Below are 25,340 nucleotides of genomic sequence, written 5' to 3'. Positions count from 1 at the left end.
ATGACAGAGCAAACACTCACTGCTGCCGACTTTATCCAGTTTGCCAAGCAAACCCAGGCGCCACTGGCCGACTTATTTGAAGCCGTCTCCTCGGCCAATAATTGGCAGGACAGATACCGCCAGTTAATGCAAGGCGCCAAGCTGTTACCGGCCCTGCCACCCGAGCTGCAAACTGAAGCCGCCCGGGTACGCGGCTGTGAAAGCGCCGCCTGGCTCTATTACTGTCAAATCGATGGTAAGCATCTGTTTATTGCCGACAGCGAGGCCCGCATCGTCAAGGGGCTGATCGCCCTGTTGCTGCATGCTGTGAATAACAGCGACAGCCAAACCCTGGCGCAATTTGAGCCCAAGGCTTATCTCAAGCAACTGGGTTTGGAGGGGCAACTGAGCCCATCACGCAGCAACGGCCTCTATGCCCTGATAAGCAGAATCATCGAGCTCAGCCGAGGGTAATGCCATGATGCTTTTTTCAGCGCTTCAACTGTCAAGCTCACATCGGAGAATAATTTTGCGGCCTGGTTGGCATTTTTCCAATTAAGCTTCACTTACCATCTGGTTCCAGAGTCGGAGCGTAGCTCAGCCCGGTAGAGCGCTGTCTTCGGGAGGCAGGGGTCGCAAGTTCGAATCTTGTCGCTCCGACCAATCAAACCGCTATCCAAGCGGCATAAAGACTCAAGGGCAGGTTCATCGAACTTGCCCTTGTTGTTTCTGCCCCGTCACACTGCCACAACCATCATCAAGCCGGCCAGCAACAGACAAGTGCCGAGCACGTATTGCAGCTGTTTCTTAGCCAGCACTTTACAGGTTACCTCCCCTACCATGCTGAGGATCAACACCGTCGCGCCAATCCCCACCAGATAGCCCAAGAACAAGTTGGAGCCACTGAGGGTCCAGTCGGCTACACCCAGATTGGCGCTGCCCAGGGTGTAGCCATGAGCAAATGCCAACATGCCAACCATTGCCGCAGCGATATGGGTGGCAAAACAGATATTACCGGCAATCAACATGCCGAGCACAAACATGGACAAGAGGACAAAGGATTTACTGACGATAAGCGCCACCGAGGTTTGCGCCATCAAAGTACCGGCCAACATCACCAGCACAAAGGAGAGAGGTACTGCCCACAAGGCTTTACCACCAAGCTGCGCCGACCAGACACCGACGCCCACGGCCACCAGCAGACTGGCCAACAACATCAGTGGGTTGAGTTGCATCACCTGCTCGGGAAAGCGTCCCACAACCCCCAACGACAACAGCAGACTGGCGCCAACACCCAAGAACAGCCAAGATCTGCCAGCAAACAAGGACCGCATCATAAGCACCTCTCACTTGCCGAGTGACTATGCTTTAACCTTATACCTTACAGTTAAAAAATGCTTGACCTGGCACAAACTCCTGACAAATAACCTCACTTTAATTGACTTGCATAACACAGACTCAGGACTTACTATCCTTGGGTCTTTAAATGTATTTTTGATTAATCCTATGTATTCCCCAATCGACTCATTGCTCATGCAACAGACTTGGTGGCGCAGCCCAAACCGGCGGCGTCAGGATTAAACATAGGTAAAATCATATCTTCCGGGCCGCCATAAGGCGGCCTTTGTGTATCTGTACGTCTTATGGCTCCGGCAATCTCAAGGAGAACAAGATGAAACAGATCATACTCACAGGCGACAGACCCACAGGCAAACTGCATATCGGCCACTATGTTGGTTCGCTCAGGCAAAGAGTCCAGGTTCAGGACGAATTCGATCAGAACGTAATGATCGCCGACTATCAGGCTTTGACCGACAACGGCCATAACCCGGCCAAGGTGACCGACAATATTCTCGAAGTCATGGCCGACTACCTGGCGGCCGGGTTGGATCCGGCCAAGACACGTTTTTGCCTGCAAAGCGCACTACCGGCGTTGTCGGAACTCACCTGTATCTACTTGAACTTGGTGACGGTTGCCCGGCTTGAGCGCAATCCCACAGTCAAGGCGGAGATCCAGCAAAAAGGCTTTGAGCGCAGCCTACCGGCGGGTTTTCTGGTCTACCCCGTCAGTCAGACCGCTGATATTACCGCCTTTCGGGCCACTCATGTGCCTGTGGGTGAAGATCAGTTGCCCATGCTGGAGCAAAGCAATGAAATCGTCCGTCGCTTCAACAATCTGGTGGGGGCCGAAGTGCTCAAGGAGTGTCAGGCGATTCTCAGTGACACAGGCCGCCTCCCGGGGCTCGACGGTAAAGCCAAGATGTCCAAATCCCTTGGCAATACCATAGAACTGGGAATGAGCAGTGATGAACTCAAGCAAGCGGTGTTTTCCATGTATACGGATCCCAACCATCTGAGAGTAGAAGATCCGGGTAGAGTCGAGGGCAACACGGTATTCAGCTATCTCGATGCCTTCCATCCGGACAAGCCCTTGGTAGCCGAGCTCAAGGCCCATTATCGCCGAGGCGGCCTCGGCGATATGAAGTGCAAAAGGATACTCAACGACTGCCTGCAGGAATTACTCGCGCCCATGCGGGAGCGGCGCAGGCAAGCCCTGGCAGACAAAGGGCAACTGCTGGCGATACTGCAAAAAGGTACGGAAGAAGCCAGAGCCATAAGTGATGCCGTACTGCAAGATGTCAAAGCCGCCATGGGACTGAATCTGTTTCGCTAAACGATTGTTCACTCAGCCAAGGGTCTATAAGCCCGGCACTTGGCTGAGCCTCTCACAGAAACAACTCCCCCTGTTGGCACTCATACTAACCTTGATACTGCGAGCGCTATCCAGCCAGGCTGTTTTTTACTGGGCAGTTTATTGCAGTGCTGTATCATGCCAAGCTATGCCAACGCCGCCGAACAAAGTGTGGCAATCAACTATATCCATGAAGAAGGCCAGGCCAAGGGTAGCAAACTGGCTTATCAGCTGTATCTGGATCCCCTGAAACCTATCAGTGGAAATTTTGAACTGCCCCTGAAAGCCAGTATCAACTTTTGGGAATGCGGCGAAAATAACCAGCATGATGTCAATCATCTGCTGGCCATGTCACCCATATTGAAATACCCGCTGATGAGGGGACAATGGCTGGACTTTTATCTGGAGGCCGGGATAGGCTTTGCCTTCAAATTTGGCCGTGAGCGCAAACAGACAGGCTCCATCACCTACCTGCATTATTCCAATGCGGGCCTCAGCAAACCCAACCCAGGGCTCGACTTTGTCAACCAGGCCTATAGCTACCGTTTCTAACACCCTTTTAGGGGATCGGGCCAATCAATTTAGCGGATGATTGGCCCGAAAATAGGCCCACTCTTCCACAATGCTGCCATCCGGCAGGTGACAATAGCCTACAGTGCCCTTTTGTTCCTGAACCAGCTCCAGCTTACCGCCGGATTCGACACAAAATACCGCTGCCGGATTAGGGCTTCCCACAGTATCTTTCAGACTCTCGGACCCGGTTTTTGCCGCCTCTTCAGAGCAGCCCCCCAACAGCAGCACAGTGCCCACAATCATTACAGTTAATACTCGCATCTTGGCTCCTTGCTCAGTCCCTTGGGCGCGCCCAATTGCCACCGCAGACTTTCCAGTATCAGCTCAAACAAACTCCAAGCTACAAGGAGATAGCAAGGTCTGCAAGCGAATGAGCCACTTATCCAAGTTAATGATTTGAAAGTTATGAATATTGTTAAAAGTAAGCAGCAATTTTTGCCAGGCAGAACATGATTTTTCCAATTTGATCAGGCTTGTTTTTTGGTGTTTGACAGTAAAGCGGGTAAAGTGTCGCGGTTATCACCTTTTTTGATACAAGGCATTAGCCTGCAATTGATAAAAGACCTACAAACATAATAATACAGACAAGGGAAGAGTATGAGCGACTCCAACTCCTGTGCAGGCAATGACCTGCGCGAAGTCAAGCAACTGGGAATGTGGGCCTCCATCGCCAGTTTAAGCTATATCTTCTGGCTGGTCGGCGGTATGGAACTGGTTGAACGTATCGCCTACTACGGCGTTAAGGCCAGTGCCGGACTCTATGCCAAGGCGCCGGCTTCCGAAGGCGGCCTAGGTATCAGCCTCAGCGATTACGGCATCATTATCTCAGCCTGGGCCTTGCTGCAGACCTTTGTGCCGGTATTTACCGGCGGGATCTCAGATAGGGTCGGCTACAAAGAGACCATCTTTGCCTCAACCATCATCAAGATCTGTGGCTACCTCTGTATGGCCTTCTTCCCCAGCTTCTGGGGCTTTTTGTTCGGTGCCATGCTGCTGGCGGCCGGTACCGGCATCTTCAAGCCCGGCATCCAGGGAACGCTGGTGCTGTCCACCAACCGTAACAACACCTCCATGGCCTGGGGTATCTTCTATCAGGTGGTAAATATCGGTGGCTTCCTTGGCCCCTTGGTGGCGGTGCATATGCGGCAGCTGTCCTGGGACAATGTATTCTACGCCTGCGCCGCCATTATCTCGCTCAACTTCCTGTTCCTGCTGACGTACAAAGAGCCGGGTAAAGAGCAACGCCTGGAACGGCAACGTAAGATCAAGTCCGGTGAACTCAAGCAGGAGATGCTTTGGAAAGATGCCTGGAGCGAGCTGAAAAAGCCGGTAGTCATCTACTATATGCTGGTGTTTTCCGGCTTCTGGTTCCTATTCAACTCCCTGTTTGACGTGCTGCCTATTCATATTGCCGAATGGGTGGATACCAGCGTGATTGTCACCAGCCTGTTTGGCCCTGAAGGCACCAGCAACGGCATACTGCAATTCTGGCTCGGGCTGAACAACGAAGGTACCAAGGTCATGCCGGAAGGCATGCTCAACCTCAACGCGGGTCTGATTATGACCAGCTGCTTCCTGATAGCCGCTCTGACCGCCAAGTACCGTATCACCAGCGCCATGCTGGCCGGCTGTCTGCTGTCTATATTTGCCTTTGTGTTGATCGGTGCCACCCATGCGGCCTGGTTTATCGTGTTGGCTATCGCCATGTTCTCCCTCGGCGAAATGATGATAAGCCCGAAGAAGAACGAATTTATGGGCAATATCGCCCCCGAAGGCAAGAAGGCCATGTACCTCGGCTTTGTGATGTTGCCACAGGGCATAGGCTGGGGCCTGGAAGGCTATTTCGGCCCCAAACTCTATGAGATCTTTGCCTCCAAAGAGATCTTCTCCCGTGAGATGCTGCTGGATAAGGGCATGTCACAGAAGGATGTAGCTGCCATTCCGCAGGGGGAAGCCTTTCATAAACTGGTTGAGTTCACCGGCCAAAGTGGCCGCGAGCTGACTGAGATCCTCTACCAGAGCCACAACATAGGCATGGCCTGGTACATCATAGGCGCCATAGGCACCATTTCCGCCGTCGGCATCTATATCTACGGTAAGTGGCTGCTGAGAATGCAGCAGGCCCAAGCCTGATTGGAAACGCCACCTCAGGGTGGCGTTTTTTATATTGATTGTAAATGAGAGCTTGATCCCGCCAAGGGAACAGGCCAAAGTCTATGCTTAAAATAGCCATAAATAGAATGCAACTATTTGTATCCAAGGAAGTTTTATGCTTTTTAACCATCATCTTCACCGGCAGATAGATTCATTGAAACAGCGGCTCGATGAACAGAGCCAGCAGCACCAGGCGACACTGGAGCAATTGCAGCTACAACTGGGGCAGCTTAAAAAGGAAAGGGACCAGGCACTGGCGCAAAACCGCGACTTCGCCGCCATGTTGGCCTGCCAGAACCAGGGCGGGCTCATGTTGCAATCGGTACGCGAGGCCATGGCCGAAGACGCCGGACGTCTGCTTGAGGAGCAAAGCAAACTGGAGCAACTCAACGCCCTGTTCGAGCAAACCCGCAGCGCCGTGACCAGATTGGGAGAGCGAGCCCATCTGCTCAGTTCACAGTCACAGCATAGCCTGGGAACAGTGGCGCAACTGGATACCAGTACCCAAAGCATCAGCCAGTTTGTCAGCGCCATTCAGGGCATTTCGGCACAGACCAACCTGTTGGCACTCAATGCCGCCATCGAAGCCGCCCGCGCCGGAGAGGCAGGTCGCGGCTTTGCGGTGGTGGCCGATGAAGTCCGGCAGTTGGCGGCCAAGGCCAGTGACGCCAGCCAACAGATAGAGCAGTTGGTGCAACAGATCATCACTCAGTCAGAAAGCATACGAACCCTGACAGATGACAACCAAGGCTGCGCCGATGAAGTGGCCAGCTCGGCAGTGCAGATAGACACAGTGGTCACTCAGGTATTGGCGCAATCGGCGCAGATGCAACAGGTGATCAGCCATGCCGCGACAGTGTCTTTCCTCAACACCACCAAGCTGGATCATGCGGTATGGAAGCAGAATATCTATGAACTGCTGCAAAACCAGTGTTTTGATCAGCCGGTAAACAGCCACCATGACTGCCGTTTGGGTAAGTGGTACTACGAAGGACAAGGCGCCAGCCTCTATAGCTCACTCCCGGGGTTCCGCGAGTTGGAAGCGCCGCATGCATTGGTGCACGAAAGTGGCCGCCTGGCGCTGGAACAGGCCGCAGCCGGCGACACCACAGAGCAGGTAATGGCGCTGCAACGGATGGAAGATGCCAGTATGCAGGTGGTACTTGCCATAGATAGCATTATCGCCGCAGTTCAGTAGCCGTCAGTAAAATCGTCAGTAAGCGACCGATTCCACCTCTTCCCGGGTCAACTCTCTGGCTTCGCCCTCGGCCAGAGAGTCATCCAGCACTATCTGACCTATCTGACTGCGATGCAGCGCCAGCACAGGGTTACGAAAGCGGCCGAACATGCGTTTTATCTGGTGATATTTGCCCTCCGTGAGTATCACCTCGGCCTCATGGCTTGCCAACATTTTCAGCTCGGCCGGCGCTGTGATGACGTTTTCAAACTCAAAGAAGAATCCGCGCCTGAAAGCCTCAATATAAGTGTCATCCAGCGGATTGGCCAGACGCACCCGATAACGCTTGGCTTTACTCGATGAAGGCAGGGTCAACGCCTGGGTCCAGCGGCTATCATTACTGAGCAGCACCAGTCCAGTACTCTGCTTATCCAGGCGGCCGGCGATATGCAGCCCCGGCACCAATGCTGCCGGGGGCAGGCAGTCGAGCACGGTTTTATGCTCGGGATCCTGGGTGGCACTCACTACTCCGGCAGGCTTGTTCAGCATCCAATAGACAGGGTTTTGCCGCTGCAGCCATTGCCCATCGAGACGAATATGACTGAACTCATGAATAAGCCTGTCTGCGGCAAACACCTGCTCGTCATCGAGCCAAACCCGGCCATCGGCAAGCAATTGCCTGACCTGTTTGCGGGGAATATTCAGCTGCCCGGCAAGAAACCTGTCCAGTCGTCCCCTCTTACTGCGCATCGTTTAAGGCGCCTTTAGCTTCAATCCGATAAGCACAGCGACGTGAACCATCCAGAATGTGTTCGCGGCGACTGATCTCCACTTCGGGCCCCAGCAACTGCCGGAACAGCGCCAACTCAGAGCGACAAAAGTTCTGGCAACTCGTGGCCGCCGCACAAATGGGGCAATGGTTTTCCAACAGCCAAAAGCCGGTACTGTCCGCTTCAATCTGCGCCATATAGCCTTCACGGCTTCGGATCTCGGCCAGGCATTCCAGCTTGTCGGCCAGGGAAGCGGCAGCGGCCATCTGGCTCGAATAGCTCTCGAGGCTCTGCTGCTCCCTGTGACTGATGAGTTTATCCAAGCCCTCATCACCAAAGACCTGACGCACTGAAGTTATCAGTTGCAGACTCAGCTCATCGTGACGGTCGGCAAACAGCGAGCGACTTTGCTCGGTCAACGTCCAATAACGCGCAGGCCTGCCGCGGCCTTCGGCTCTATCTTCTGTCCGCACCAGCCCCTCGGCTTCAAGGGCTTGCAGATGTTGACGCACCCCCATACTGGTCAGCCCCAGCTCAGCGGCCAGGCTCTGGGCCGTCTGGGCTCCGTTCAACTTGAGAATGTCGACTATCTTGTCTGTGGTCTTCATGGCACCTCCAGCGCTGATTATGCCCGGATCAGGACGCCGCATCCAGAATAAATAAACTTTTTTGTTTATTTTATCTTTACATTATTAAGTAAAGCACATACCTTATAAAACAATAAATAAACAAAAAGGTTTACTTAACATGAAATACCTAGTCGTCAGCGCCAGCCAACGTTTCCAATCCCAGAGTGCCAAGGTCGCAGAATTCATCACCCGGGAAATAAAGACCAAGCAGCTCGCAGAGGCGGAGCATTTGGAGCTCTGCGGTTTCAATCTTCCCTTCTGGGATGGTGAACAACAACACAAGGGCGCCGACTGGCAACGGATAGAAGCCAAGGTGACAGCAGCCGATGCTCTGGTGCTTATCACTCCGGAATGGGGCGGCATGGCGACACCTTTGTTGAAGAACTTTCTGCTGATGTGTGACAGCCAACATACGGCCCATAAGCCTGTGCTGCTGGTTGCAGTTGTCTCAGGCATAAGCGGCGCCTATCCCATCAGTGAATTGAGAATGAACGCCATGAAAAACAACAAACTGGTGGCGGTGCCGGATCATTTGATCGTCCGCGATGTCGAGAAAATGCTCAACCCCGAATGCGACAGCATCCGCGATGCCAGATTAAGAGAAAGGATCGGCTACAGCCTGCATATGTTGGCCCAGTATGCAGCAGCACTGGCACAGATACGTTTTGCCCACAGGGACGCCCCCTTTCCCAAACAACAGGAATATTGCTACGGCATGTAAACAAAAGGCCCGAATAAGAAGGAAAAAGGGCAAATACCAAGGAGAACGCAAATGATACAACTGGAACATCTGAACCTGGTGGTCGCTGACCTCCCCAAGACCCTGGATTTTTACCGCGCCGCCTTTCCTCACTGGCAGATCCGCTGCCAAGGAGAAGGAAGCTGGTATGGCAAGCCACGAAAATGGCTCCACTTCGGTGATGACTATCAATACCTGGCTTTCAGCGATAATGGCGAAGGCAATAACCGCGACTTGAGCGGTCATCAACCCGGGCTGGCCCACTTCGCCTTTGTCACAGCAGACATTGACGGGGTGATCAAGCGCCTGCAGGACGCAGGCTATAGCATAGATAAAGACGGTGCTGACGAGCCCTGGCGCCGCAATGTGTACTTTATCGACCCGGCCGGGTTTGAAGTGGAGTTTGTCCAGTACCTGAGCGATCTGCCAAAACAGCGCAATCGCCCTAGCTAAGGGCAGTCATAAATAGCCTTACAGGCTCCCTCGCCTTCGCTCACTGGGTGGGGGAGCCGCCTTGATTCACTTCTTGGCAAACAGACTGTATAACCAGCCCAGGGTGACGGCACCCAGCGCGAGGCTGAAAATGCTGTAGGCTATGATGCAATAATCAGCCATATTCATTCCCAGCAGTGACCAATCATCTTCTCCACAGCCCCCTGTCGGCGCAAACTCATAGGGTAACCATTCATGCAACGGTAACCCCAAGGGGAAATGCGGTTCGGTTGAACAAGCGGCACCACCGCCACCAGTAGCAAAGATATCGCCACCATCCAGCATGTGCGCAGCTGCATGTATCTGTTGCAGCTCAACTGACCAGAGCATCCCCTGGATCACACCATACCAAGCCAGCGCCAATCCCAAGACCTTGAGCCATTGACTGGAAGGCTTAATCGCCATGGCAATACCGGCAATCAAGATACAGCACTGACTAAAACGAATATAAACACAGAGCTCACAGGGATCCATGGCCAAAAACCACTGGAAATACCCCATTGCCGACAACAACAGAAACAGCGCAGCTCCGGCCATCAGCAACCACACACCTCTCTGAGCCTGCCAGCGGCCCAAGGTTGATAAAGGAGCCTGCTTAAACTCCCCAAACAAACGGCTAACAAGATTCATCTGCATTATCCTCACTTCTTGGACAATTCAAGGATCATTTCGTCCAGCATAGGCATACTGCGAATCGACTTGGTATTGATCAAATACTTGCCATTGACCACCAGCGCCGGGATCCCCTGGATTTTAGCGATGGCAATCCCTTGGTCCCACTTGGCCAAGAGTTGTTTCACTTCAGGGGTTCCCTTGAGACGGTTGAACTCTTCTTGCGAGATCCCAGCCTGACTCAGGCCAAAACGGATGAGCTCATCACCACTGGTAAACTTGGCCTTCTTATCGTGGATCCTGGCATATAAAGCCATTTTGGCAGCTTTATATTTGTCTTCACTTAACACCTTGGCCACCGCTAAGACCTCAGAGGCTTCGGCACCAAAAGGCGATTTACTGGAAATATGATAAGCATCGTAATCCACGCCGGAAGGCAAATTTCCAACCATTCCGGGAACAACAGACTTCTCATACTTGTAGCAGAACGGGCAGTTGACAGAAAAAATTTTGGTTACCTGTTTATTAGCCTGAAACTGAACATTTTCCGGTAAAACTTGATAATGGTTTCCTTCTTCCAAATCCAATGCCATTACATTGCAGCTTCCCAGTAGAAAAGCACCCACTACAAATTTTTTAATAAATTTCATTTTCGACCTCTTATCCATCAATCAGATTCAACCCCATAATGCCAATATAAAAACCAATCACAACAAGCCACTCCAGATAATTAATAACACTGTGAGTAACAACAAAATAAACAACAGAATTCAAATAAACCAATATGGATTTCAAAAAATAATGGATTACAAACAAACCAATAAGGTAAATCAATTTTTTTGAAGTTATAAGTCAAGACTTAAACAAGAGCACAAACAAAACATTAACCAAACATTAAAAACGCCAAATGTGACTATGGCCTCAAATTAAATTCCTCCGTTCAACTTAATTAATAAGCGTCTATTAAAAACAAAGGATGATGATATGAAAAAGTCACTCACTTCATTGGCTGTGGTATTAGGTATTGGTTTATCAGCCTCTGTCTCTGCTGCTGGTTTTTACCCAGCACCGCCAGCTGGAAACTTAGGAGGGATTATTGTCAACCCCTATGGTAATTCGCCACTCACTGCCTTAGTCGATTTGGGTAGCAAGCGAGTGTCCAATGTTAGCGTTACCGTGGCCGGAAAAGGTAAGAATGGAGTCAGTATTTCCTATCCGGTCGGTCCCAAAACTATTAACAGACATGACGGTATTCCTATTTTCGGTCTGTATGCCGATTATAAGAATCAGGTCAGTGTTAACTTCACTCTAGATGGTAAAAAATATAGCGATAAATATGAAATTCTCACCAGTGCACTCGAGAACAAGTACATAGATAACCGTAATATTACTTCGATGCAGGAAGTAAAGGTCAAGAAAGTCGATAAAAACTTTAAAGACAGACTGTTAATGGTGAACTCTCATACCATGGTATTCCAAGGTTCAGATCTGCACTGGTCCGGAGTCAAGAGTAAGGATGCCGGTATTTTCGAGTCGACCCCAGCATTGGGCGCCATGACATTCGACATGGCCCCTCTTACTTATATCATTGATACACAAGGTGAAACACGTTGGTGGTTGGATCAGGATGCCACCTATAATGGCCGTGATATCGACGTAAACAAGCGCGGCTATCTGATGGGATTGAGAAAGGATGGCCGCGGTAATCTGAGCTTTGTCCAAGGTCAACATTTCGGATATCTGGACTTGATGGGTAAGATAGTCGACTTCAAGATCCCAAGGGGCTATCAGGACCTGTCCCATGAAAGCATAACCATGCCCAATGGCAACCTATTACTCAGGGGCGCCAAGACCAACTATGTCAACCCACAAGGGGACAAGGTGCATACCGTCAGGGACCATATCCTCGAGGTAGACCAACAGGGGAATTTGGTTGATGTCTGGGATCTCAATAAGATTCTCGATCCCTACCGTGATGCCTTGCTCAAGGCCTTGGATATGGGCGCTGTTTGCGTCAACGTGGATCTCGACCATGCCGGTCAAGCCGCCGGTGAAATGAAGATAGATGCTCCCTATGGCGATATTCCAGGTATAGCCGCAGGTCGTAACTGGGCCCACGTCAACTCCATTTCCTACGACCCCAAAGATGACGGCATCATTCTGTCGCTGCGCCACCAAGGGGTAGTGAAGATCACCCGCGATAAACAGGTCAAATGGATCCTCACCCCCAGCATAGGCTGGAAGGGAGAACTGGCCAAAAAGCTCCTTAAGCCCGTCGATGCCAAAGGCAAGGCCATTGCTTGCTCTGAGCAAGGTGATTGCCAAGGCGACTTTGACTTCACCTATACCCAGCACACAGCCTGGCTGAGCAGCAAAGGCACCTTAACTGTGTTTGATAACGGTGATGGTCGCCACTATACCCAACCCGCTTTACCCACCCAGAAATACAGTCGCTTTGTGGAATATAAAATCGACGAAAACAATATGACAGTGCAGCAAATCTGGGAATACGGTAAAGAACGGGGCTACGAGTGGTATAGCCCTATCACCTCCAACGTGGAATACGTTGCCGACCACAACACCATCTTTGGTTTTGGTGGCTCTATCAATCTGTTTGAGCCCGGCAGAGTCACAGGCAAATTCAATGAGATTGATTACCGCACCAAGGAAGTGAAACTGGAAATCGACGTTCTCTCCGACAAGGCTGGCCAGCCCCATTATCGTGGCCTGTTTATTGAACCGGCGAAGATGTTCGGACGTTGATTTGACTCTAACGGCCGGGAGCTTCCCGGCCTAAGGTAACACTATGTTAGTAAGGACTTCATTACTGCGGCTATTGCCCTTGTTGCTGCTGATCCCCACGGCCCAAGCAGAGGTATTCCAACAACAAAATGGCATCAAAGTCGGCTATGAACACCTGTTGGATGTCAAGGACAACAACCCTAATCTCTATAGTCAGAGTTACCTCAGCTTTACCAACACTACCCGCGCCAGTTGGGGCGATTTTGCGGCTTGGCTGACATTGGAAAATCCCCTGGACGACAACGACAATCAGCAAGGCGAAAAGGCCGGCGCTACCGTCAAGTCCTGGCTAAAGCTGGACTACAATCTGGGAGATAGTTCCTTTAACCTTTGGCTGCAGTCTTTTACGGCCAACAATAAACACCGTACCGAAGAAAACTTCTACTACGGCTTGTCTTACGACATTCAGTGGCAGAAGCTTAAAGGAACCATGGCGATTGGCGCCCATTACGCCTGGGGCGATATGGATGCCTCTAAGCAAGACTTTAATGGCAGCAGTGGTTATGCCGCAGTGGTGCAGATAGCATATCCTATAACTCAGGAATTACTGGGTAAATTTTACTTTGAAACCCAATTTGATCGCAGTGATGAACAAGTAACAACTTTCCTTTATCGGGATTCTGGTTATCAAGCAATTTTGGGGTTGGATTATCAACTCCTACCTCAAGCCTCAGCTTCATTGGCATATAAGTATCGAGATGCTTGGGGAGGTTCAATTCATCATGGAGGAGAACTGTTATTCGAGTTAGGATATCAATTTTAAAAAAACAAATAAATAACACAAAAAGTATGCCAAAGGTAATAAGGATCACATTATTACCTTTGGCAATGTTAAAATACATATCACTCTTGATGGACGCGGGTCACAGTAAATCTCCATTTTATATACTATCTTGTATAAAAAGGGGAGCCGACCATGAATAAAGCCGACATAAACAATTTATCACTAATTCACCTTCAGCTAATAAGGCTTATCCTGGAGCATGGAAATGCCAGTATTGCTGCTCAAGAATTAGGGTTGACTCAATCTGGAATCAGCTATCATATAAAAAAAATAAGACAGATATTTAATGACGAAATGTTTGTCAGAACAAAGTACGGCTTCACCCCAACAGAAAAGTGCAACAAAATTAAAAGCACTGTTCAGGATATTATATTAAGAATTGAAGATGATCTGCTAAACAGTTGTGACTTTTCGCCTATGAATATCGATAAGGAAGTCTGGCTTGCGGCCGATAATACTATCTGCAACTGGTTTCCAGAGTTAATAGAACAAGCCAATCAAATCGCTCCTAGAATGATACTTTGTACCCGCAGTTGGAATCAAAATAGTTTTGATGAAATTCTCACCGGCTCTATCAACTTTGGCATTCACGTTAACCAAACCTCGCTCAGTTCTCTCTACAAGGTAGATCTGCTACCCTGTTGCAGGTATTTCTTTATGCGTCATGATCATTACCTGGCGAAGAAAGGACATATTGATCTAAAGGATCTACTGGATTTCCCCGTGGTATTGCACGACTTGTGCGGTTTCAACTCTTATGGTCAATCCCTGATCGAAAAGACCATGAAGCTCAAATTTCCACACTTCAAGATCAGAGCTAAAATTAGCAGCATCAGTGAGATAATCGAAGTCCTCAAGAGCAGTAACGCCCTGGTGTATACCTCGGCACTGGCTTTCCCTCTGGAAGAAATAGGTACTGAGCTTTGTGTACTGGAAGCACCAAGCAGTCTATCCGATGTCGAGTTTATTTATAAACTGTATATCTCTTCCGCTCGCTACGGCTCAGTGGAGTCCGACTGGTTAATCAGCTTTATCAGCGAATCATTCCGTCATTTTGCCTGCCGTAAATATCAGCTGCTGGAGTCACTGATCTGCAACCAAGTCTAAGCAACCAAACAGAGCAAAAGCCACTATTGACAGGCGTTTCAAGAGCAAAAGGATCTGATGGCGCAGCCTGGTATAGCTAGACTTATACGAAGCCAAGATTAGACTTGGCTTCGAGGATAGCGTCATGAGTGTCTTTACACGCCTGCTGGCCGTTTCAGACGACAGCAATAGAGGAAAACTGGCCCTGAGAAAGGCTGTGCAACTGGCCAATGCCAGCCATGCCGAGCTCACACTGCTCAGAGTCAAAACCCCCCAGTATCAGGGTATTGGTCAGTGGTTACAGCAAAAAGTACATCCCCAGCCCTTGGTTTCCCATCTAAGGGAAAAACGCCCCCATTATCCATCGAGAGAGTTGAACCTTTGCGTGAAGCAATGTCAGGCCAAAGATCTGCCTACCGCCATTCTTATTGAGCTCAAACAAGCACATTACGATCTGCTGTTGGTAGAACATCACAGTTACTCAGCCCTGCAGTGTGAGTTGGGCCATACCTATGACTGGCAACTGCTGCAACGAGTTCCCCTGCCGGTGATGTTTGTCAGCGACTCTCCCTGGGAACAACAAGGGTCGTTGCTGGCGGCTTTGGAGCTGGATGAAGACACGGAAGATCATGCCCATTTCAATCACAGGTTGTTGCAACAAGCCAATGAATTTGCCGGATTACTTAAACAAAAATTACATCTGCTCAATTGCTATCAGGAAGCCGACATCAGCATGGCCTTCGATAACCTATTACCCGGCTGTCGCTCACTGAAAGACAATCAATGGCATAAACTGCGACAGGTTGCCAGGCCTTTGGCTTTGAGTGACGAACAGTTGCATCTGGCCAGCGGCATGCCAGATCATGTAGTACCGGAAGCCGCTCAAAAATGGCACAGCAACATAGTTATCATGGGGGCAGCAGAGCACAGGGGCTTGTTGAGTGAACTCAACGGCCACGCCTCAGAGCAGATGCTCAATCAACTGCGCTGCGATGTACTGGCGTTAAAACCCAGTTGCCCCTTGCTGCATTAAATCACTTCAGCGGCCGCCCACCATCAAGTGATAGAGTGCGGCCCGTTATATAGCGGCTGGTCATCAGATACTTCACCGCGGTCAGCATCTCCTGCTCGCCGCCCTCTTTAGGCAATAATGCCTTGGCAAGCGCCTTTTGCCGGTAGGCCGTGTCATCCTGCTCATTGAACAGCATCAGTGCCGGTGCTATGCCGTTGACCTTGACACCCGGCGCCAGCTTGGCGGCAAATGACAGGGTTAAATTATCCAGCGCCGCCTTACTGGCGGCATAGGCTATGTGCTTCTTACTGCCCTTCTGCGCCACATAATCGCTGATGTGGATGATATCTCGGCTGCCTATCTCATCTGTCTGCAGTAGCGGCGCCAGTGCCAGATTCAACTGATAGGGCACGGAGGCGTGGATCTGCATCATGCTGTCAAAAACCTCTGCGGCATCTATGTCAGGCCGCTCCGGCATCCAATCCGAGGCGTTGTGAATGATTGCCCGCAGAGACTCATGCTTGCTTTTTACCTCGGCAATAAAGGCTTTGATCTCGCTATTTTGCAAAAGATCCACTCGATACAGCTCAGCGCCCGCTGCCTTGAGATCGTCGATAGCAGCATAGTGGCTGCGATAAGTGCCGATAAGTGGGTAGCCCTGAGCCATCAAGTCCTTGGCCATTGCCAGTCCCAGACGCTTTCCTATGCCGGTGATCAAAATAGGCTGCATGTATTTTCCTTTCATGTGTCAGTCACACTATTGTTTCACGTTAGGCCGCACTCTGACCAGTCTCGGACAGTGCTCTAACCTGGGCGCAGATGCTAATCTGAACATATTGGAAACCCTATGAAAATAAACAGATAACCTTGACTAATCGGCAAAGTGCCAACTCGCTCGCATATTTGAATTTCAAAGCCATAAATACTGCTACACCTGTGCTCGCTTCAACAGTATCGCCATACAAATACCCAGTATTATCAATTAAAAATTCAACTACAAAGGTCACTCCCATGCGTCTCAATCAGTTAATCTTATTGGTAGCCCTGTTTATTTCCCCTCTGGCCTACAGTGCCAACAGCCTGTTTGGCAAAGCGGTCGATCTGAATATCTTAGTGCCCATTTCCACATTGATGGCATCGCCGAATGACTATCTGGGTAAGGAACTCACAGTGGAAGGCACCATAGTCTCAGTGTGCAGTAAGCGAGGCTGCTGGATGGAGCTGGCAACCGACGACAGCTTTGATCGTTTGAGAATCAAGGTTCGTGACGGTGAGATGGTCTTTCCCATCAGTGCCAGAGGGCAAAAAGCCTATGCTACCGGAGCTTTAGAGGCAATTGAGCTGGATCTCGAACAAACCCGCGCTTATCTCGGACATCAGGCCCTGCAACACAACAAACCTTTCGATCCCGAGTCTATTACTCAAGCCGTGACTTTCTATCAGTTGCATCCATACGGGGTCGAGATCCGTGATGCTGAATAATAAGCTGCGCAAAAGGATACGTTTATTACACAGAGACATAGGGTATCTGTGCATAGGCATGACTCTGGTGTATGCCATTTCGGGAATTGCCGTCAATCATATCAATGATTGGAACCCCAACTATCAGATAACCCAAAGCGAAAGCCGTGTCGAAGGGCTGAGTCCTTCACTGGGTAATAATGACATTCAAAGCCTGTTGAGCAGGCACTTTTCGCTGCAGGATAATATCCGCAGCGGTTACCGCGCCAGCGCCACAGAGTACCAACTATTTCTCAAAGACGGCAGCCTGCTGAGCGCCAACCTGGTATCCGGCAGTGTCTCGGCCGAGATGGTAAACAACAGGCCATTGTTGCAGGCGCTCAACTATCTGCACCTCAACCATGCCCGTGACGCCTGGACTTGGATTGCCGACATCTATGCCGCCATGCTGCTGTTTTTGGCATTATCTGCGCTAGTGATGTTGCGTAGCAGTAACGTGATGAAAAGCCGCAAGACCTGGCTGACACTCACAGGTATCCTACTGCCATTGCTGTTTATTCTGCTGCGCTAACGCTCTTTGAGCAAAAACGCTAGCAGATAACAAAGAACCCGGTCATAGCCGGGTTCTTCCGTTTTCTGTCCCCTTGAAGAGCTTAACGACCGAAACGGTATTCCACTCCCAGCCAATAGTTACGTCCCTCCTCGGGGAAGCCCTCACTGTAGGCGTAGTTGCGGTCAAACAGATTATTGACCGAGGCATTAACACTCAGCCCCTGCCAGAGACGGTAATCGAAGCGAATGCCGGTCACGCCAAAGCCACTGGCTACCTGAGTGCCTCTGGAGCTGCTGAGGCTGTCGCTGCGAGCTTCCTGACTCAGGATGATGTCCAGCTTATCCAGCGGGGTCAGCTTAACCCAGGCAAAGAGTTGATGATCCGGCAGGCCGGTAACATCAAGCTGTTCATCCTCAACATCGGCGTGAATATAGCTGTAGCTCAGGCCTACACTGGCCCAATCGCTGAGATCGCCATAAAGCCCCAGATCCAGCCCGCTGTAATCTACCCTGCCGCTGTTGCGGTTTTGGATAAGCGTCGGGGTGATGTTATGGGTCAAAATCGCATCGGACACCCGGTTATAATAGACACTGCTGTCCAGTTGCCAGTTAGCGGCCAGAGTTGTCTGATAACTGAGTTCCAGGTTAGTCGCCCGCTCAGGCTCCAAATGCGGGTTGACTATGGCAGTTTGGCCATAGGCGGGCCTGAAAGTGGTGTAGCGTTCTTTCAATGTCGGAAAGCGACTGCGCTGGGATAGAGACAGTTGCAGTGTATCCAGGTTATCCAACTCATAACGGGCCATCACTTGCCAATTGAAAGCATGCTGCGAGTTGTCTTCATAGCGGGTCAGGCTGCCATCCTTTTCATGTTTGTAGCCTTCAAGGCTCTTGCGGGAGTCAAAGCTGATGCCCCCAACCAGATCCAGGTTCTCTCTCAGGGCCCATTGATACTCCACTGCCGCCGACAGGGTTCTGTCCTTGTACTTGTCAAACTCCCCCCCTGGCTCCCCCTGTTCCTTGTGCAGATCTTCCTTCCAGTGAGCGGCAAACGACAAGATATCGTCTTTGCGCATATCGATACTGAGCTGCAGACCGGCACCATTGCTGGCATCGTCATAATGACTGTAGGGGCCTTTTTGTTGCTGCAGGTTTTTCAGGCTCTTGTATATCCTCAGGGTGTTTTCAAATTCATCGCGATAGAGGCGACTGTGCAGCACAACCCCGGGGGTGAACTCTGTATAGCCGCTGTAGTAAAAGCTCTGTTTGTCGTACTGCGGCCACTGCCAATAGGTAGGGCGAATATCAGCTTCAGTGCCGGCATAAGGCGGACTGTTCTTTTCCCCTTCCTGGCGGATATAAGTAAAAATGTACTCGTCTGTTTCATTGGGAGTCAGCCCCAATTTGGCGGTGCCGCGGCTATCGCTGTATGCCGAGTTGGCGCGTTTGCCGTCACTGCCGGCGATCGGGTTGTCGTTATCGTGGGACAGGCCAACAAAGTCTTTGTCCAGCTTATTGCCGCTCAATTGGATAAAGCCCCAATCATTACTGCCGGCCAGGCTGGCATCCAGGCTATAACCGTTGTCCTCTCCACGGGCCCAACCTTGAGAAGCGCTCAGTTGTGCTTCAAAGCTCTTCTTGGGTCTGCGGGTCGTCAGGTTGATGGCACCGCCCATCATATTCGGTCCCTGCAGCAAAGAAGCATACCCCTTGGAGACTTCCACCGAGGCCAGATCCGACGCCAAAAAACGCCCCAAGTCCAGATTACCGTCATAGGGGATGTAAATCGGGACTCCATCAAAAAACAGCGGTACCTGCCTACTATCAAAACCCCGAACCTTAACCTGTACCTCGTTACGACGACCGGATTTTTGCAGGCTAACCCCGGGAATAATATTCAGCGCCTCTGCCACGTTCTGCTTATTCAGCATCTTGATGGTGTCTTGATTGACACTGTCCTGATTGGCAGCAATCGGGCTGCCCCAGACACTGATCCTTTCTATTTTGGTTTCGTTTTTACTCTCAGGTTCAGCCACGCTGCCATCGGCAAGCGCCAACGGAGAAGCCAGCATCAGCGGCAGAATAGAGTAATAGTGCTTTGGTTTCATACTACAGACCTTCAACATCCAATCGATATATAAATCTCTATATATCGATAATTAAAAAAATACCCGGAGCTCGGTGCGAGTCCGGGCAATAACTAATCAGACTCTGACTCAGGACAGGGGAGTCGCATCCCAATAGACCATGGCCCAGCTGCGATCGCCGGTTCGCAGCGGTTTGTCCTGTTGCTTATGACGCTGATAATACTCTTGCAACCGCAGTTTTTCGGGTTCATCCAGCGGCCCCAGCGACCAGGCAACGTTGTCTTCAAACTGAGCGTAACTCTCAGCCTGGTTCATGCAACCACTGGACTCGATGAAGTCCACCTTGGGCTTAATACCCATCTGCTGCAAAATATTCACCGCATACAGATAGTTAGGCAGAGTCACCACCTTACGACCTATGGCTTGAATAATGGCGGGGTCGATAAAGGTTGAGCTGACTGTATGTGTGGTATAAACCCTTTTGCGGGCCTGACGATTGAGCTTTTCCAGGGCACTCTTGAGGCAGCCCACCAGAGTCGAGCGCGACGCTACTGCGATATCACACACGGGGATATCACTCCAATCATCTTCCCAGGCTCTCTTAATCAGAGTGACATTGCTCAAACCTTCCGCATCGGCGCGGCGTTTGGCCACTTCCAACATGCCGCTGCTGTAATCCAGGCCATAGACGGCCTGCATCTTGTCGGCCAACCCCAGACACACTGAGCCAGGGCCACAGCCCATATCCAAAAGCGTGTCGCAATCACTCAAGTCCATCAGCTTGAAAAAGCCCTCCAAGTAACTGTCCTTGGGTCTGGCGCAGTTTTCGGCCATCTTTTCCGCGCGCTTGTCCCAATGTTCGGCACTCTTGTGGCTACGTTCAGCCCTTTGCAGGTGCTCGCGGTACATGGCGGCAAAGTCCAGCTCTTCTATTATCATGAAATCACCTTGCTTAAAATTTAGCGCTCCCGTCAACACCTCAAAGGTGCTCGGCAATCGCAGATTCACTGACGCCATAGAGCTGCGCCAGTCCTGATACTTGCAACTGCCCGGCCACTGCGCCTTGTCTCAGGCCATGACCGGGTTCCACCAAGGCCACGCTATCGGCCAACAGCTCGGCATGACGTGGATGGTGAGTCGACATCAATACTGCGATTCCCTGCTGCTTGAGTCGTTTAACCTGAGCCAGCAACTTGATTTGATTGCCGAAATCCAGGCTGGCGGCCGGTTCATCCATCACCAGCAGTCTTGGCGATTGCAATAGGGCCCTGGCAATCAATACCAGTTGTCGTTCGCCGCCGCTTATCTGATCCATGGCGCAATCGGCCAAGTGAGCTATATCCAACTGCTTCAAAGCCGCCAACGCCCGCTTCTGCTCATTGGCGCCGGGCACGGCAAACGGCCCCAGTCGCGACTGGCAGCCCATGAGCACCATTTCCAACACCCGAAATGAAAAACGGCTCAACTGCGCCTGCGGCACATAGGCCATCTGCTGTGCCAGCTCGCGCTGCGACCATTGATGAATTTGCCTGCCGGCTATCTTTATCTCACCGGCCAGTGGTTGCAGCAAGCCAAGCAGCGTTTTCAATAAGCTGGTCTTGCCGCTGCCATTACAGCCGAGCAAACAGACGATTTCAGCTTCCGGCAAACAAAGCTCTACATTTGCCAGCAAAGGCTTACCGGCATAGCCCACTGTGACGCCTTGCATGCTGGCGATCATTGGCCCCGACCTCCGCCTCTTAACAGTAAAAACATAAAGAAAGGCGCGCCGATACACGCGGTTAAAATCCCCAGCGGCAACTCGATTGGCGCCAGAGTGCGCGCCAGAGTGTCGGTCAGCAGCAACATAAAGGCACCCAGTAGCATGGACATGGGCAACAAGCGTCTGAAATCGGCGCCCACCAGCAGGCGGGCTATATGCGGCACCACCAGCCCAAGCCAACCTATGATACCGGCGATGGATACCGCCGCCGCAGTCAGCAAAGTAGCCGCCAAAATAAATATCAGCCGGGTTTTCGCTATATTAAGCCCAAGACTGCTGGCCTCATCGTCGGCCAGGCTTAACAGATTCATACGCCAGCGCAGCAGCATTAACGGTACCAAGCCCAGCAACATGGGCAGCAAGCTGGACTTGAGGTCTGCCAGCGTAATATCCGACAACCCGCCCATCAGCCAGAAAGTAATGGAAGGTAACTGACTGTAGGGATCGGCCAATAATTTCATCAATGAAATACCGGCGCCACACAAGGCGCCAATAGCTATGCCCACCAGAACCAAAGACAATACTGGATCGCCCTGACGACTGAGCCGCGCCAGCAGACAAACCAGAGCCACCACCAGCAAACCGCCGAGAAAGGCAAACAGCTGGATGTTGTAAACCGGTAAGTCCAGGTAGATGCCCAGAACAGCCCCCAGGCCAGCCCCGGCGGAAACGCCCAGAATATCAGGTGATACCAGAGGGTTACGGAACATCCCCTGATAGGCGGCGCCGCTGGCGGCCAGACCGGCTCCTATCATAAGCGCCGCCAAAATTCTGGGCAGCCGCAAATGCCAAAAGACACTGATACTCTTGCTGTCCAGGACGGCCACATCGCCGCCGATAGCATGCCATAGCGCTTGGCCCTGCTGCACCAGGCTAAGCGGATACTGGCCACTGGCCGCAGCAAAACAGAGAATACCGAGACAGATCCCGGCCGCCAGTGGGTATTTAATTCTGTCGTTCATGCGGAGCGCAGCAGATTGGCAGCCTGCTCTCCACTCAGCTCACTGTGGTAAAAATCGCGGTAGAAATCCTTAACCAATGCTTGCTTGGCCTGCTCATCAGCGCCGGATAAAAGCAGTCTAAGATAACTCATGCCCAGCAACCGGTTTATTCCCGGCGGTGAGTCAATCCAACCAAAGGGCTTGTTCGGCAACCAATAGACCCGCTGATTACGCACAGCCGCCAGCGTGCCCCAGACCGGGTCTTGACGAATATGGCGGATAAAGGCGGGATCCTGACTTATGATTAGCTCAGGCTCCCAGGCCATTAATTGCTCCAAAGAGACTTTGGCCAAGCCGCGGTAGTCACCGGCCTTGGCGACATTCTTAAGCCCAAGCTGCTCTATGGCTTCGGTATGAATGGAACCTGTAACTCCGGTTTCAAGCCCTGTCGCCCCGCGGCCGAAGTAAAAAGAGAGCGGCTCCCCCAAACTGCGGCCAAACTCTCTGGCATCACTGAGTATTTCTGCCGTACGCTTGGCAACAAAATCGGCTCGCTCGTTGACTCCCAATACCTGCCCCAATTTTCTCAGCTGTGCCGGAGTACCTGCGAGTGAGCCATCGAGCAGCAAAAACGGCACGCCGCTGATGCGTTCCACCTTTTGTGCCATCGACTGGTAGTTTTGGCTGAGGTTGCCATAGTCAACAACAAGATCGGCATCCAGAGTCATCAGCTTTTCCAACGAAAGACTGGCATTGCGGCCCACCAAACGGCCCAGTCTGGGCTTTTGCCACAGACTCGGAGCAAATCCATGCTGTTGTAACAAAGCCGGCTTGAGATGGGCGTAGCCGAGCAGTTTTTCCGGACTCAAGGCCAGCAACAGCAGATCAGCCGGCCCGCCGGCACTGACCACCCGCTTGATATCTTTAGCCTGTGGCAGCGACAATTGCCCATTTGGGGTCAACTCAGTTCCATTGGCCAGCATGGGCAAAAAGGCCAACAAGCCTAGACTTAAGCCGCCCTTAATAACACTCCTTCTATCCAATCTTGTTATCCTCACCGCCAATCGATATATACAAAAATATACAGCGCTGAAAATTACCTTTATCCACCCACTTTGGCAATGGATGGAGATCACAATTAAAAGATTTGCAACAGCGAACACTTAAAAACGCTATACAAGCGCGTGGAAGAAATAACTTAAAAGGCAGATAGTTATCTGGCAAACATAGACAAGGGTATCCGCACCGGCTCCTTTCTCGAACCAGTCAATAACACAATCAAATAATGGTCTTGCTGCTCAGGAATTATAAAGGCAGATCTGTGGCTTCATCCTATGTTCCCATAGATGCATTCGGGGCTGGTTGAGCATTATGGGTCAGGAGCGTGCAGACCTCAGTCGCCGCTCCGGCGCAGCATATAATTTATGTCGGCACACTAGCGTACCTTGATGAAATAGTCCGGCACTGCTGGCCTGCGCGGCGCAGTTCAAAGTTTACAGAATCAAGAGGGAGTCTGGGGATACGTCCTATACCTGCCAGTCTATTTCCGCTTGCTGCCACTGCTTGAGTTGCTGATTGATGGCCGAGAAATGGCCACAACCAAAGAAACCGCGATAGGCAGAAAGAGGTGAAGGATGCGGGCCGCTTAAGATCTTGTGCTGCGGCGCCTTGATAAGCTTGCCTTTCTTAATGGCATGACTGCCCCAAAGGACAAAAATAATCGGTTCTTCACGCTGATCCAGCAGCTGCAGTGCCCTGTCGGTGAAGGTTTCCCAGCCCGCTTTGGCATGGGAGTGCGCCTTGCCCTGTTCCACTGTCAGCACAGTGTTGAGCATCAAGACCCCTTGTTTGGCCCAGTTTACAAGATGGCCGTGATCCGGGATTGTGAATCCCGGGATGTCAGTCGCCAGTTCTTTGTACATATTGACCAGCGAAGGTGGCGCCTTCACCCCGGGTTTGACCGAGAAACACAGGCCATGGGCTTGCCCTGGGCCATGGTAAGGATCCTGACCGATAAGCACCACTCTCACCTTGTCCAGCGGTGTCAGTTCAAAGGCACTGAACACCTCGTTTTCAGGAGGAAAGATGGCCTTGCCGGCGGCGCGCTCTGCGGCGACAAACTCACTGAGTTGCTGAAAATAAGGGACCTGTTGTTCGGCGGCGATAAATGCCTGCCAGTCAGCGGAAAGCGCCATGGTGATAATCCTCTGCGTAAAAGAGGCCATAGCTTAAGAGTGCCGACTGCGGGATACAAGCGCCGAGCATAGACTCTGAGGCCTGTATTCGAAGGAACCCGAGTCAATTTTGCAAGCCAACCTTTTGAAGTGTAAGCCAAGATACCCCACGGACACAGACTTGAGTGACAGCAACTGCCGCAACGGTTGGAGCCACTTTTTACCCAAATGCCAAGAACTTTGCCCCAAGGCGCGGGGACTCAGATCTCAATCGTTCATTTTTTTCCTTGGCATAGCGTCTTTTTAGGTTAGAATCGGCCCTCAATCTTTGGCTTAGCAAGAGCGAATATAATATGTCAGATGCCAACAACCAAACCACCATATTCCAGTTAGCAGATCAGTTTATCGCCCTCGCCAATGAACTGACCCAGCAAGAAGGCGACGTCGGCAAGGTTGGCACCGCTCTGAGATTTGCTGCCGCCCGCTTCAACGCCTTTGAAGCCTCGATCAAGTCTGCCGATCTGGGCGCCGAAAAAGCCAATGCCCTGGAGTGGTTTACCGCCGAATATCGCGACATGTTGGATGACAACCTGGAAGATCACATTGCCAACCCTCCAGTAGTCAACAACGAAGAAACTACCGAAGCGGCCGATAGTGCCGTGCAGCAATTCAAGATCTAGGCTCCGTTTATTGCAGCTGCGGGGCCTGGTCCCCGCACTATTACACCATTCCGGCTTTCCCCTTCTCGGTCTCGTCAGCGCATCACAACCTCTGTTTCTTCCGCGACACTTTCAAAATTTATTTGAATATCTGCCAATTACAGGCATAAATACCAGAGTCATCAACAGGACTATTCTCGGTAACC

Annotated in this window: 27 protein-coding genes and 1 tRNA gene; 15 read left to right on the top strand and 13 right to left on the bottom strand. The window is 51.3% G+C overall.

The window, feature by feature from the left end:
• Positions 1-453, top strand: coding sequence for a SufE family protein (locus RC73_RS02510; RefSeq protein ID WP_039033149.1), 453 nt, complete (start codon positions 1-3; stop codon positions 451-453).
• Between the two features lie 112 nt (positions 454-565).
• Positions 566-642, top strand: a tRNA-Pro gene (locus tag RC73_RS02505).
• A 74-nt stretch (positions 643-716) separates the two neighbouring features.
• Here RC73_RS02505 and RC73_RS19775 read toward each other — a convergent pair.
• Positions 717-1,277, bottom strand: coding sequence for a HupE/UreJ family protein (locus tag RC73_RS19775; RefSeq protein WP_160289555.1), 561 nt, complete (start codon positions 1,275-1,277; stop codon positions 717-719).
• Positions 1,278-1,651: 374 nt separating this feature from the next.
• Between RC73_RS19775 and trpS the strand changes: the two genes are divergently transcribed.
• Complete coding sequence (trpS, locus tag RC73_RS02495) at positions 1,652-2,653, top strand: tryptophan--tRNA ligase (protein WP_039033148.1); 1,002 nt, start codon at positions 1,652-1,654, stop codon at positions 2,651-2,653.
• A gap of 156 nt (positions 2,654-2,809) precedes the next feature.
• Positions 2,810-3,223 carry an acyloxyacyl hydrolase gene (locus RC73_RS02490; protein WP_039033147.1) on the top strand — a complete coding sequence of 138 codons (414 nt, stop codon included), beginning with the start codon at positions 2,810-2,812 and terminating at the stop codon, positions 3,221-3,223.
• Between the two features lie 24 nt (positions 3,224-3,247).
• Here the strand turns inward: RC73_RS02490 and RC73_RS02485 are convergent, their stop codons facing one another.
• Entirely contained in the window at positions 3,248-3,505 is a 258-nt protein-coding gene (locus tag RC73_RS02485; protein ID WP_039033146.1) for a putative hemolysin, read from the bottom strand.
• 336 nt (positions 3,506-3,841) lie between these two features.
• On the opposite strand from RC73_RS02485, the gene RC73_RS02480 reads away from it, so the two are divergent.
• Both RC73_RS02480 and RC73_RS21410 read left to right on the top strand, forming a co-directional pair.
• Complete coding sequence (locus RC73_RS02480; protein ID WP_039033145.1) at positions 3,842-5,377, top strand: MFS transporter; 1,536 nt, start codon at positions 3,842-3,844, stop codon at positions 5,375-5,377.
• Between the two features lie 136 nt (positions 5,378-5,513).
• A complete protein-coding gene (locus RC73_RS21410; RefSeq protein WP_039033144.1) occupies positions 5,514-6,596 on the top strand; it encodes a methyl-accepting chemotaxis protein in 1,083 nt (360 codons plus the stop codon).
• 15 nt (positions 6,597-6,611) lie between these two features.
• Here RC73_RS21410 and RC73_RS02470 read toward each other — a convergent pair whose 3' ends face one another.
• Both RC73_RS02470 and RC73_RS02465 read right to left on the bottom strand, forming a co-directional pair.
• Positions 6,612-7,325: a 16S rRNA pseudouridine(516) synthase gene (locus RC73_RS02470; protein WP_039033143.1), complete on the bottom strand. Its 714-nt coding sequence runs from the start codon at positions 7,323-7,325 to the stop codon at positions 6,612-6,614.
• On the bottom strand, positions 7,315-7,953 hold the full coding sequence (locus tag RC73_RS02465) for a helix-turn-helix transcriptional regulator (RefSeq protein ID WP_039033142.1): 639 nt from the start codon (positions 7,951-7,953) through the stop codon (positions 7,315-7,317). Before RC73_RS02465 ends, RC73_RS02470 begins: the two co-directional genes overlap by 11 nt.
• 139 nt (positions 7,954-8,092) lie before the next feature.
• On the opposite strand from RC73_RS02465, the gene RC73_RS02460 reads away from it, so the two are divergent.
• Together RC73_RS02460 and RC73_RS02455 are read left to right on the top strand one after the other, a co-directional pair.
• The gene (locus RC73_RS02460) at positions 8,093-8,695 is read left to right on the top strand and encodes an NADPH-dependent FMN reductase (protein ID WP_039033141.1); all 603 of its coding nucleotides are present in this window, start codon (positions 8,093-8,095) and stop codon (positions 8,693-8,695) included.
• 51 nt (positions 8,696-8,746) lie between these two features.
• The gene (locus RC73_RS02455) at positions 8,747-9,166 is read left to right on the top strand and encodes a VOC family protein (protein ID WP_039033140.1); all 420 of its coding nucleotides are present in this window, start codon (positions 8,747-8,749) and stop codon (positions 9,164-9,166) included.
• A gap of 66 nt (positions 9,167-9,232) precedes the next feature.
• On the opposite strand, the gene RC73_RS02450 is transcribed toward RC73_RS02455, so the two are convergent.
• Positions 9,233-9,835, bottom strand: a complete 603-nt coding sequence (locus tag RC73_RS02450; protein WP_039033197.1) for a disulfide bond formation protein B — start codon at positions 9,833-9,835, stop codon at positions 9,233-9,235.
• A gap of 11 nt (positions 9,836-9,846) precedes the next feature.
• Positions 9,847-10,269, bottom strand: coding sequence for a DsbA family protein (locus RC73_RS02445; RefSeq protein ID WP_234501210.1), 423 nt, complete (start codon positions 10,267-10,269; stop codon positions 9,847-9,849).
• A 532-nt stretch (positions 10,270-10,801) separates the two neighbouring features.
• Between RC73_RS02445 and RC73_RS02440 the strand changes: the two genes are divergently transcribed.
• The 4 genes from RC73_RS02440 (at position 10,802) to RC73_RS02425 (ending at position 15,522) form a co-directional block, all read left to right on the top strand.
• Positions 10,802-12,580 carry an aryl-sulfate sulfotransferase gene (locus RC73_RS02440; RefSeq protein ID WP_039033138.1) on the top strand — a complete coding sequence of 593 codons (1,779 nt, stop codon included), beginning with the start codon at positions 10,802-10,804 and terminating at the stop codon, positions 12,578-12,580.
• A gap of 43 nt (positions 12,581-12,623) precedes the next feature.
• The gene (locus tag RC73_RS02435) at positions 12,624-13,382 is read left to right on the top strand and encodes an outer membrane protein OmpK (RefSeq protein WP_039033137.1); all 759 of its coding nucleotides are present in this window, start codon (positions 12,624-12,626) and stop codon (positions 13,380-13,382) included.
• Positions 13,383-13,535: 153 nt separating this feature from the next.
• The gene (locus RC73_RS02430) at positions 13,536-14,510 is read left to right on the top strand and encodes a LysR family transcriptional regulator (protein ID WP_039033136.1); all 975 of its coding nucleotides are present in this window, start codon (positions 13,536-13,538) and stop codon (positions 14,508-14,510) included.
• A gap of 124 nt (positions 14,511-14,634) precedes the next feature.
• Positions 14,635-15,522 (top strand): universal stress protein, encoded by an 888-nt coding sequence (locus tag RC73_RS02425; RefSeq protein ID WP_039033135.1) that lies wholly within the window; start codon positions 14,635-14,637, stop codon positions 15,520-15,522.
• 1 nt (position 15,523) lies between these two features.
• Here the strand turns inward: RC73_RS02425 and folM are convergent, their stop codons facing one another.
• Positions 15,524-16,231 (bottom strand): dihydromonapterin reductase, encoded by a 708-nt coding sequence (gene folM / locus RC73_RS02420; RefSeq protein ID WP_200887981.1) that lies wholly within the window; start codon positions 16,229-16,231, stop codon positions 15,524-15,526.
• A 281-nt stretch (positions 16,232-16,512) separates the two neighbouring features.
• On the opposite strand from folM, the gene RC73_RS02415 reads away from it, so the two are divergent.
• Both RC73_RS02415 and RC73_RS02410 read left to right on the top strand, forming a co-directional pair.
• Positions 16,513-16,983 (top strand): DUF4920 domain-containing protein, encoded by a 471-nt coding sequence (locus RC73_RS02415; RefSeq protein ID WP_039033133.1) that lies wholly within the window; start codon positions 16,513-16,515, stop codon positions 16,981-16,983.
• Positions 16,973-17,533: a PepSY-associated TM helix domain-containing protein gene (locus tag RC73_RS02410; protein ID WP_082014224.1), complete on the top strand. Its 561-nt coding sequence runs from the start codon at positions 16,973-16,975 to the stop codon at positions 17,531-17,533. The genes RC73_RS02415 and RC73_RS02410 overlap by 11 nt, the downstream gene beginning before the upstream one ends.
• Before the next feature lie 82 nt (positions 17,534-17,615).
• On the opposite strand, the gene RC73_RS02405 is transcribed toward RC73_RS02410, so the two are convergent.
• The 6 genes from RC73_RS02405 to ung form a co-directional block, all read right to left on the bottom strand.
• Complete coding sequence (locus RC73_RS02405; RefSeq protein ID WP_082014223.1) at positions 17,616-19,619, bottom strand: TonB-dependent receptor plug domain-containing protein; 2,004 nt, start codon at positions 19,617-19,619, stop codon at positions 17,616-17,618.
• A 108-nt stretch (positions 19,620-19,727) separates the two neighbouring features.
• Positions 19,728-20,537: a class I SAM-dependent methyltransferase gene (locus tag RC73_RS02400; protein WP_039033132.1), complete on the bottom strand. Its 810-nt coding sequence runs from the start codon at positions 20,535-20,537 to the stop codon at positions 19,728-19,730.
• A gap of 40 nt (positions 20,538-20,577) precedes the next feature.
• A complete protein-coding gene (locus tag RC73_RS02395) occupies positions 20,578-21,318 on the bottom strand; it encodes an ABC transporter ATP-binding protein (protein ID WP_039033131.1) in 741 nt (246 codons plus the stop codon).
• Positions 21,315-22,322, bottom strand: coding sequence for a FecCD family ABC transporter permease (locus RC73_RS02390; protein WP_039033130.1), 1,008 nt, complete (start codon positions 22,320-22,322; stop codon positions 21,315-21,317). The genes RC73_RS02395 and RC73_RS02390 overlap by 4 nt, the downstream gene beginning before the upstream one ends.
• Entirely contained in the window at positions 22,319-23,344 is a 1,026-nt protein-coding gene (locus RC73_RS02385; protein ID WP_144361567.1) for an ABC transporter substrate-binding protein, read from the bottom strand. The genes RC73_RS02390 and RC73_RS02385 overlap by 4 nt, the downstream gene beginning before the upstream one ends.
• 483 nt (positions 23,345-23,827) lie before the next feature.
• Positions 23,828-24,496: a uracil-DNA glycosylase gene (gene ung, locus RC73_RS02380; RefSeq protein WP_039033129.1), complete on the bottom strand. Its 669-nt coding sequence runs from the start codon at positions 24,494-24,496 to the stop codon at positions 23,828-23,830.
• A 332-nt stretch (positions 24,497-24,828) separates the two neighbouring features.
• Between ung and RC73_RS02375 the strand changes: the two genes are divergently transcribed.
• Positions 24,829-25,155, top strand: coding sequence for a DUF3144 domain-containing protein (locus RC73_RS02375; protein WP_039033128.1), 327 nt, complete (start codon positions 24,829-24,831; stop codon positions 25,153-25,155).
• Positions 25,156-25,340 lie beyond the last annotated feature (185 nt).

Origin of the sequence: Shewanella sp. ECSMB14102 (assembly GCF_000813075.1) — a bacterium.
Lineage (GTDB): Bacteria > Pseudomonadota > Gammaproteobacteria > Enterobacterales > Shewanellaceae > Shewanella > Shewanella indica.
Note: the sequence above shows the minus strand (reverse complement) of the source record. Positions and strands in the feature narration are given on the sequence as shown.

Coding starts and splice junctions, on each gene's coding strand:
- folM (WP_200887981.1), bottom strand. CDS start 16,231: ATGCAGCCTATTTTGATCACCGGCATAGGAAAGCGTCTGGGACTGGCA.
- RC73_RS02490 (WP_039033147.1), top strand. CDS start 2,810: ATGCCAAGCTATGCCAACGCCGCCGAACAAAGTGTGGCAATCAACTAT.
- RC73_RS02400 (WP_039033132.1), bottom strand. CDS start 20,537: ATGATAATAGAAGAGCTGGACTTTGCCGCCATGTACCGCGAGCACCTG.
- RC73_RS21410 (WP_039033144.1), top strand. CDS start 5,514: ATGCTTTTTAACCATCATCTTCACCGGCAGATAGATTCATTGAAACAG.
- RC73_RS02390 (WP_039033130.1), bottom strand. CDS start 22,322: ATGAACGACAGAATTAAATACCCACTGGCGGCCGGGATCTGTCTCGGT.
- RC73_RS02465 (WP_039033142.1), bottom strand. CDS start 7,953: ATGAAGACCACAGACAAGATAGTCGACATTCTCAAGTTGAACGGAGCC.
- RC73_RS02510 (WP_039033149.1), top strand. CDS start 1: ATGACAGAGCAAACACTCACTGCTGCCGACTTTATCCAGTTTGCCAAG.
- ung (WP_039033129.1), bottom strand. CDS start 24,496: ATGGCGCTTTCCGCTGACTGGCAGGCATTTATCGCCGCCGAACAACAG.
- RC73_RS02435 (WP_039033137.1), top strand. CDS start 12,624: ATGTTAGTAAGGACTTCATTACTGCGGCTATTGCCCTTGTTGCTGCTG.
- trpS (WP_039033148.1), top strand. CDS start 1,652: ATGAAACAGATCATACTCACAGGCGACAGACCCACAGGCAAACTGCAT.
- RC73_RS02470 (WP_039033143.1), bottom strand. CDS start 7,325: ATGCGCAGTAAGAGGGGACGACTGGACAGGTTTCTTGCCGGGCAGCTG.
- RC73_RS02450 (WP_039033197.1), bottom strand. CDS start 9,835: ATGAATCTTGTTAGCCGTTTGTTTGGGGAGTTTAAGCAGGCTCCTTTA.
- RC73_RS02430 (WP_039033136.1), top strand. CDS start 13,536: ATGAATAAAGCCGACATAAACAATTTATCACTAATTCACCTTCAGCTA.
- RC73_RS02445 (WP_234501210.1), bottom strand. CDS start 10,269: ATGGTTGGAAATTTGCCTTCCGGCGTGGATTACGATGCTTATCATATT.
- RC73_RS02415 (WP_039033133.1), top strand. CDS start 16,513: ATGCGTCTCAATCAGTTAATCTTATTGGTAGCCCTGTTTATTTCCCCT.
- RC73_RS02405 (WP_082014223.1), bottom strand. CDS start 19,619: ATGAAACCAAAGCACTATTACTCTATTCTGCCGCTGATGCTGGCTTCT.
- RC73_RS02440 (WP_039033138.1), top strand. CDS start 10,802: ATGAAAAAGTCACTCACTTCATTGGCTGTGGTATTAGGTATTGGTTTA.
- RC73_RS02410 (WP_082014224.1), top strand. CDS start 16,973: ATGCTGAATAATAAGCTGCGCAAAAGGATACGTTTATTACACAGAGAC.
- RC73_RS02375 (WP_039033128.1), top strand. CDS start 24,829: ATGTCAGATGCCAACAACCAAACCACCATATTCCAGTTAGCAGATCAG.
- RC73_RS02485 (WP_039033146.1), bottom strand. CDS start 3,505: ATGCGAGTATTAACTGTAATGATTGTGGGCACTGTGCTGCTGTTGGGG.
- RC73_RS02480 (WP_039033145.1), top strand. CDS start 3,842: ATGAGCGACTCCAACTCCTGTGCAGGCAATGACCTGCGCGAAGTCAAG.
- RC73_RS02395 (WP_039033131.1), bottom strand. CDS start 21,318: ATGATCGCCAGCATGCAAGGCGTCACAGTGGGCTATGCCGGTAAGCCT.
- RC73_RS02425 (WP_039033135.1), top strand. CDS start 14,635: ATGAGTGTCTTTACACGCCTGCTGGCCGTTTCAGACGACAGCAATAGA.
- RC73_RS02460 (WP_039033141.1), top strand. CDS start 8,093: ATGAAATACCTAGTCGTCAGCGCCAGCCAACGTTTCCAATCCCAGAGT.
- RC73_RS02455 (WP_039033140.1), top strand. CDS start 8,747: ATGATACAACTGGAACATCTGAACCTGGTGGTCGCTGACCTCCCCAAG.